Genomic DNA, 6,000 nt, shown 5'->3' with positions numbered 1-6,000 from the left:
CGCCTGGGCGCTCTCGCCGATCCCCACGGCCGCGGCTGCCGTCGACAGCGCCGCCGCGGTGATTGCCGCCGCCGCGCCCGAAAGCAGCGGCGGCGGCGTGGCGGAAGCGGACAGGGCGAGCGATCAGAAAATGATTTGTACCGTATGCCAGTGGGTTTACGACCCGGCAGAGGGCGAACCCGGTCAGGAGGTCGCGCCCGGCACGCCGTGGGAGGAGGTGCCGGACGATTTCTTATGCCCCGGCTGCGCGCTGGGCAAATCCGTGTTCGATCCTTATGAGGGCTAAACCTGTGTCAGCAGATATCGTTATTATCGGCTCCGGCTTCGCCGCGCGGCAGCTGGTGAAATTTATCCGGCAGCAGGATAAAAGCGTGCCGGTTCGTATTATCGCCGCCGACAGCTGCGATGAATATAACAAACCCGAGCTCAGCCATGTCTTCAGCATGGGCTATCGCGCCGAGGCGTTAACCCGCCAGACGGCGGCGGAGTGGGCGGAAAGCCAGAACATCATGCTGCATCCCTTTACCCGCGTCAGCGGCATCGATCGCGCGGCGCGCCTGGTGCAGACCAGCGCGGGGGATTTTCCCTATGGCAGGCTGGTTCTTGCCACCGGCGCCGGCGCCATGGTGCCCGCCGTGAAGGGCAGGGAACTCATCTATACCCTGAACAGCCAGCAAGAGTTCCGGCAATGCGAAGCGGATCTGACTAACGCGGAGCGGGTGCTGATGATCGGCGGCGGCCTGATCGGCACCGAGCTAACGATGGATTTTAACCGCGCCGGCAAGCAGGTGACGCTTATCGACCGCAGCGCATCTCTGCTTTCCGCGCTGCTGCCGCCTGAAATCGGCGGCCGCTTGCAGCATCATCTGGTGCGCAGCGGCGTTCAGTTCCGGTTCCAGACCGAACTCGTCGAGCTGGCGCGCGACGGCGACGCGCTGGAAGCGCGCTTCAGCAACGGCGAGCGAGGGCGCTTCGACGCCGTGGTGTGCGCCATCGGCCTGCGTCCCGATCTCGATCTGGCGCAGAAGGCGGGCGTTGAGGTGCGTCGCGGCATTGTGGTCGACGAGGCGCTCGCCACCTCCGCGCCCGATATCTACGCGCTGGGCGACTGTGCGGAAATCCAGGGCAGGCTGATGCCCTATCTTCAGCCCGCCATGCTGGCGGCGATGACGCTGGGCCGCAATCTCACCGGCGGCGGCGCGAAGCTGACGCTGCCCGCCATGCTGATCAAGGTAAAAACGCCCGATATGCCGCTCCACCTGGCGGGCGATCCGGCGAATCCCGCTTATCAATGGCAAATGGCGTTTTCAGCGACCGGCCTCGTCGCCAAAGGCTATGACGAGCGCGGCGTCTTCAGGGCGTTTGTCGTCAGTGAAGATCACATGAAAATGGCGTTCAGCCTGTTAAAGGAAATCAAGCTGGCGGACGCCGCTTAGTCGTTGAACGATCGCGCCACGTGCTGTTACCGGCTGCCGACAAGGCAGCTATTGCCGCCAGGCCGGCAGATAACCGGCCTGTAACGCGGCCTCTATTCGCTTAATGGGCCCTATGATGAACACCACAGAAACCTCAACGGCAGTTACCCTGCATAACCCTTCGTCCTGCACCTGCGGCAGAATAATCTGGCTAAGCCTGCACTGCGATGGCTTCGTGCTGAATCTCGGCACCGACGAGTGCGAGGCGCGTATCGAGGCCGCGCTCGGACCCGCCTGCAGCAGCGTCCAGTTTCAGCCGGAAAACCTTAAAGAGGTGGTCGCCGACGTTTTTTGGCGGATGTGGAACGCCTGGCAGCCTGCTGAGGGAATTAAAGTAGCGGGGTAGCCCCGGCGCTGTAGCAAAGATGCCCGCAACGACGGCGCATCCCTGTAGAATAAGGCGCTTACCGCCGTTAACCTGGAACCTACTGCGATATGAAGCCGATGACGCTAAACGTCGACCTTAACGATCTCTACGCTTTTCAGGCTCTGGTGACATTCAGAAGCTTTAAAGCCGCCGCAGAGGCGATTCATCTTTCTCAACCGGCGCTGAGCCGACGCATCGAAAAGTTAGAGACGTCGCTTGGCGTCAGGCTGTTCGAAAGAACCACGCGGCGCGTTAGCCTGACCATGGCGGGCCGCAGTTTCGCGCCGCGCGCGCAGCAGATCCTGAAAGATTTAGAGAGCGCCATCGCCGACGTCGGGGACGTCAATCCGCACCGAACGGGCCTGGTGACCGTCGCCTGCGTGCCGTCGGCCGCCTACTATTTTATGCCCAAAGTCATCGCGCAGTTTCAGCTTCACTACCCGCGCGTGCGCATCAAGCTGATCGATTCCAGCGCTGGCGACGTCTACGACGCGGTGATCGCCGGGCAGGCCGATTTCGGCCTGAGCTTTACCGGCGCGCCGCAGCCGGACGTCAGATTTCTGCCGCTGGTGGATGAGGCCTACGTCGCCGTCTGCCCGCGCGACCATCCGCTCGCCGGCAGGAAGAGTCTGAGCTGGCGGGAATTTTATAGCTGGCCCTATGTCTGGCTGGATAAGACCTCAGGTAACCGCAACCTGCTCGATCAGGCGCTGACGGGCATCGTGCCGGAAAAGCCGAGCGTTTGCGAAACGCGTCATGTTACGACGCTGCTGGGCATGGTGGAGGCCGGGCTGGGGATCGCCGCGGTGCCGGGGATGGCGATGCCGAAAGCGGGCCACCCGTTTTTAGCCACCCTTCCTCTGAATGAGCCGACGGTGCGCCGCACGGTCGGCATCGTGAAGCGCACCGGTCAGGAGCTGCCGCATCTTGCCGGTGAGCTGGAGGCGATGATTATTGCGATAAACGCGGCTGAGGGGCAGGCTAACGACCGCTAACGGAATCGAGACCGGTTGCCTGAATTTGCTGCTGCACCCCGGGAGAGGAGAGGTACGCCAGCAGCGCTTTCGCCTCTTCCGGCTGGGCTGAATGGCTGGAGACCGCGCCGGCGAAGCGGGTGACATACTGCATATCCTCCGGCAGCTTGCCGATAAAGGTCGCCCCGGATACCGGCAGCAGTTCGCTGACCTGCTGGAAGCCGATCTCGTAGCGGCCGCTGGCGACGCTTTGCGCCACAGGGGTTTTCTCCACCATCGTCGCCTTAGGCTTTAGCTGTTCAGCGATGCCCAGTTTGTTGAACAGCGTCGTCTCGACATATTTTCCGCTGGCGCTGTCGGAATAGGCAACCGAATGCGCCTTCAGCAAGGTGGCTCTGAGCGCGCTCGCCGTCGTGATATCGGGCACGGCTGCGCCTTTTTTCACCACCGCGCCGATTTTTGAGTCGGCGAGCTCGGTGCGCGTGCCGGGCAGCAGGCGGCCCTCTTTATCGAGCTTATCCAGCGCGTAGCCGACCATAATAATGACGTCCGCTTTTTCGCCCGCGGCTAACCGGTTGGGAATCGCCTCCGGCGACTGGCCCATCGACGGCCCTGGCACCGTCTTGATGATATAGCCTTTTTCAGCGGCGAAGGCGGGACTGAGTTTCTCCCAGGCGGCCTTGAAGCCGCCGGAGATCATTACCGTGATCTCTTTTGCCGACGCATCCCAGCTCAGGATAAACAGCGGCGCGATAAGCAGCAGGCGGGGTAACAATCGTTTCATCTTTTTTTCCTTAACCGAACGTTTTTTTAGCGGCGTGATGATGAACCGCCTCTTGCTTATAGAGAAACAGGGTCGCCAGCAGCGCGCACGCGGCGGCGAAGCTCATCCATAAACCAGGCGCGGCTTTGTCGCCGGTCACTTCAATCAGCGCGGTGGAGATGGCGGGCGTAAAGCCGCCAAACAGCGCGGTGGCCAGGCTATAGGCCAGCGAAAAGCCGGCGACCCGGACCGAGATCGGCATGATCTCCGTTAACGCCGGGATCATGGCGCCGTTATAGAGTCCGTAAATAAACGAGAGCCACAGCAGCACGCCCAGCATCGAGTAGAAGCTCGGATCGGCCGCCAGATATTTAAGGGCAGGGTAGGAGGTCGCGATGGCGATCAGCGCCATGGCGATCAGCACCGGTTTACGCCCGTAGCGATCCGAGATCGCCCCACCAATCGGCAGCCAGATGAAGTTTGAGACCGCCACCAGCAGGGTCACCAGCAGGCTGTCCGATGCGCTGAGCATCAACACTTTTTTGCCGAAGGTGGGCGCATAAACGGTGATCAGATAGAAGGCAGTGGTGGTCATCGCCACCATCAGCATGCCCGCCATCACGGTTTTCCAGTTGCCGAGCAGTGTGCTAAAGACCTGACGCATTTCAGGGTGCTGACGGCGCGCGCTGAATTCCGCCGTCTCCTCCAGGTTGCGGCGCAGGAAGAAAATAAACGGCACGATCAGGCAGCCGAACAGAAAAGGAATGCGCCATCCCCAGTCGCGAATCGCGCTCTCCTCCATCAGGGCGTTGAGGGCGAATCCCATCGCCGCTGCCACCATAATGGCGACCTGCTGGCTGCCGGATTGCCAACTGGTATAAAAGCCTTTTTTGCCCGGGGCGGCGATTTCAGAGAGATAAACCGAGACGCCGCCCAGCTCCGCGCCGGCGGAAAAGCCCTGCAGCAGCCGTCCCATCAGCACAATCAGCGGCGCCCAGTAGCCGATCGCCGCATAGGAAGGAATCAACACGATCAGAAAGGTGCCCGTCGCCATAATCGAGAGCGTGACGATAAGCCCTTTGCGTCTGCCCACTTTATCGATATAGGCGCCCAGCACCACCGCGCCGATGGGGCGCATCAGGAAGCCAGCGCCGAAAACGGCGAAGGTCATCATCAGCGAGGCGAATTCACTGCTCGCCGGAAAGAAGGTGTGGGCGATATAGGTGGCGTAAAAGCCGAACAGGAAAAAGTCGAACTGCTCGAGAAAGTTTCCCGAGGTGACGCGAAAGATCGCGCCTGCCCGGGCGCGAACCGTGTTGATTGATGCAGAGGATGTTTCCATTAAATGCTCCAGCGTTTACGTAATGTTAATGATTCATTACTTTGTTGTGACTCAAGACTGGAACAGGAAGGCGGAGTTAATAAGTGCATTTTGCGTATCGATTAATGCGTGTGATGCATGAATTTTCGGCCTGCTGAGAGCGACCTCCGGCAGCGACTGGCGATAGCGCGCATAAGCGGCCGCTCGCCGCCGCTGACGACCCCTTTTTGCCATATCAATTTCGTGACCGGCTTCATACCGGCGCGGCACGACATCCGCTCGCCGCCGGTCTCTTTGGTTGGCTTCGCGCCTGCTCTCAGGCACACTACCCGCAGCGAAATAGATTCCCTGCAGAGACGCGGTTCTCTCACCCGACTTTCCACAGGGCTGCCTGCCAGCGCGCGCCGCCCACCCCTTCGACACACCACAAGAGGAATTACCATGGCTACAGGCCCACTGAACGCAGACGAAATCGAGTGGATGGAAGATGTGTTGATGGAGCACGACAGCGAAGACGGCTTGATCGATATCAGCGAGCTGGACGGTCTTTTTACCGCGGCGCTCTCCAGTCCGTCGCCGCTGGCGCTCGATGCGATGAAGCCGGTTATCTGGGGCGAAAGCGCGCCGGACTGGGACGATCCAGCGGACGAGCAGCGTTTTAATACGCTGGCGGCGCGGATGATGAACGATATCGCCGAGCGCCTCAGCCTCTACCCGGAGCAGTTTGAGCCGCTGTTCGGCTACCGTGAAATGGACGGCCGCGAACTGCTGGTGGTGGAGGAGTGGTGCTTCGGCTATATGACCGGCGTAGCGCTGGCGGAGTGGCCGGAGCTGCCCGCCGAGCTACAGCCTTCGCTGCAGGCGATTGCGCTGCATGGCGATATCGATGAGGTCGAGAAACTCGACGGTATGGATGAGATCGCCTACCTGCAGAGCACTGACGCGATACAGCCTGCGGCGCTGCGTCTCTATAACTACTGGCATGGCAAAACCGACGCGATTCACTAAACGCCAGAGCCGCCTGAGTGCGTTCCACACAGACGGCTCCCAAAGCCGGTAAAAGGGTGCGTTGGCCCGGCAACTCCCGCACCTCAGAGATG

The 6,000-nt window shown here is 61.0% G+C and carries 7 protein-coding genes; 5 read left to right on the top strand and 2 right to left on the bottom strand.

Features of this window, described 5'->3' with window-relative positions; translation table 11 throughout:
- From B3229_RS15560 to B3229_RS15545, 4 genes are all read left to right on the top strand, one after another.
- On the top strand, positions 1–286 hold a 286-nt coding region (locus tag B3229_RS15560), incomplete at its 5' end, for a rubredoxin (protein WP_286872204.1).
- Between the two features lie 4 nt (positions 287–290).
- The gene (gene norW, locus B3229_RS15555) at positions 291–1,436 is read left to right on the top strand and encodes an NADH:flavorubredoxin reductase NorW (protein WP_286872201.1); all 1,146 of its coding nucleotides are present in this window, start codon (positions 291–293) and stop codon (positions 1,434–1,436) included.
- 112 nt (positions 1,437–1,548) lie between these two features.
- Positions 1,549–1,821: a hypothetical protein gene (locus B3229_RS15550; RefSeq protein ID WP_277268670.1), complete on the top strand. Its 273-nt coding sequence runs from the start codon at positions 1,549–1,551 to the stop codon at positions 1,819–1,821.
- Positions 1,822–1,919: 98 nt separating this feature from the next.
- The gene (locus tag B3229_RS15545) at positions 1,920–2,837 is read left to right on the top strand and encodes a LysR family transcriptional regulator (RefSeq protein WP_277268679.1); all 918 of its coding nucleotides are present in this window, start codon (positions 1,920–1,922) and stop codon (positions 2,835–2,837) included.
- Here the strand turns inward: B3229_RS15545 and B3229_RS15540 are convergent.
- Together B3229_RS15540 and B3229_RS15535 are read right to left on the bottom strand one after the other, a co-directional pair.
- Entirely contained in the window at positions 2,824–3,600 is a 777-nt protein-coding gene (locus tag B3229_RS15540) for a molybdate ABC transporter substrate-binding protein (RefSeq protein ID WP_286872197.1), read from the bottom strand. The two genes, B3229_RS15545 and B3229_RS15540, sit on opposite strands and share 14 nt — an antisense overlap.
- A gap of 10 nt (positions 3,601–3,610) precedes the next feature.
- Positions 3,611–4,921: an MFS transporter gene (locus B3229_RS15535; protein ID WP_286872194.1), complete on the bottom strand. Its 1,311-nt coding sequence runs from the start codon at positions 4,919–4,921 to the stop codon at positions 3,611–3,613.
- 420 nt (positions 4,922–5,341) lie between these two features.
- On the opposite strand from B3229_RS15535, the gene B3229_RS15530 reads away from it, so the two are divergent.
- Positions 5,342–5,908, top strand: a complete 567-nt coding sequence (locus tag B3229_RS15530; protein WP_084884381.1) for a UPF0149 family protein — start codon at positions 5,342–5,344, stop codon at positions 5,906–5,908.
- Positions 5,909–6,000: the final 92 nt, after the last annotated feature.

The organism is Pantoea sp. UBA5035 (assembly GCF_002415245.1).
In the GTDB taxonomy this organism is placed as follows: Bacteria; Pseudomonadota; Gammaproteobacteria; order Enterobacterales; family Enterobacteriaceae; genus Pantoea; species Pantoea septica.
Note: the sequence above shows the minus strand (reverse complement) of the source record. Positions and strands in the feature narration are given on the sequence as shown.

Coding starts and splice junctions, on each gene's coding strand:
- B3229_RS15550 (WP_277268670.1), top strand. CDS start 1,549: ATGATGAACACCACAGAAACCTCAACGGCAGTTACCCTGCATAACCCT.
- B3229_RS15545 (WP_277268679.1), top strand. CDS start 1,920: ATGACGCTAAACGTCGACCTTAACGATCTCTACGCTTTTCAGGCTCTG.
- B3229_RS15540 (WP_286872197.1), bottom strand. CDS start 3,600: ATGAAACGATTGTTACCCCGCCTGCTGCTTATCGCGCCGCTGTTTATC.
- B3229_RS15535 (WP_286872194.1), bottom strand. CDS start 4,921: ATGGAAACATCCTCTGCATCAATCAACACGGTTCGCGCCCGGGCAGGC.
- B3229_RS15530 (WP_084884381.1), top strand. CDS start 5,342: ATGGCTACAGGCCCACTGAACGCAGACGAAATCGAGTGGATGGAAGAT.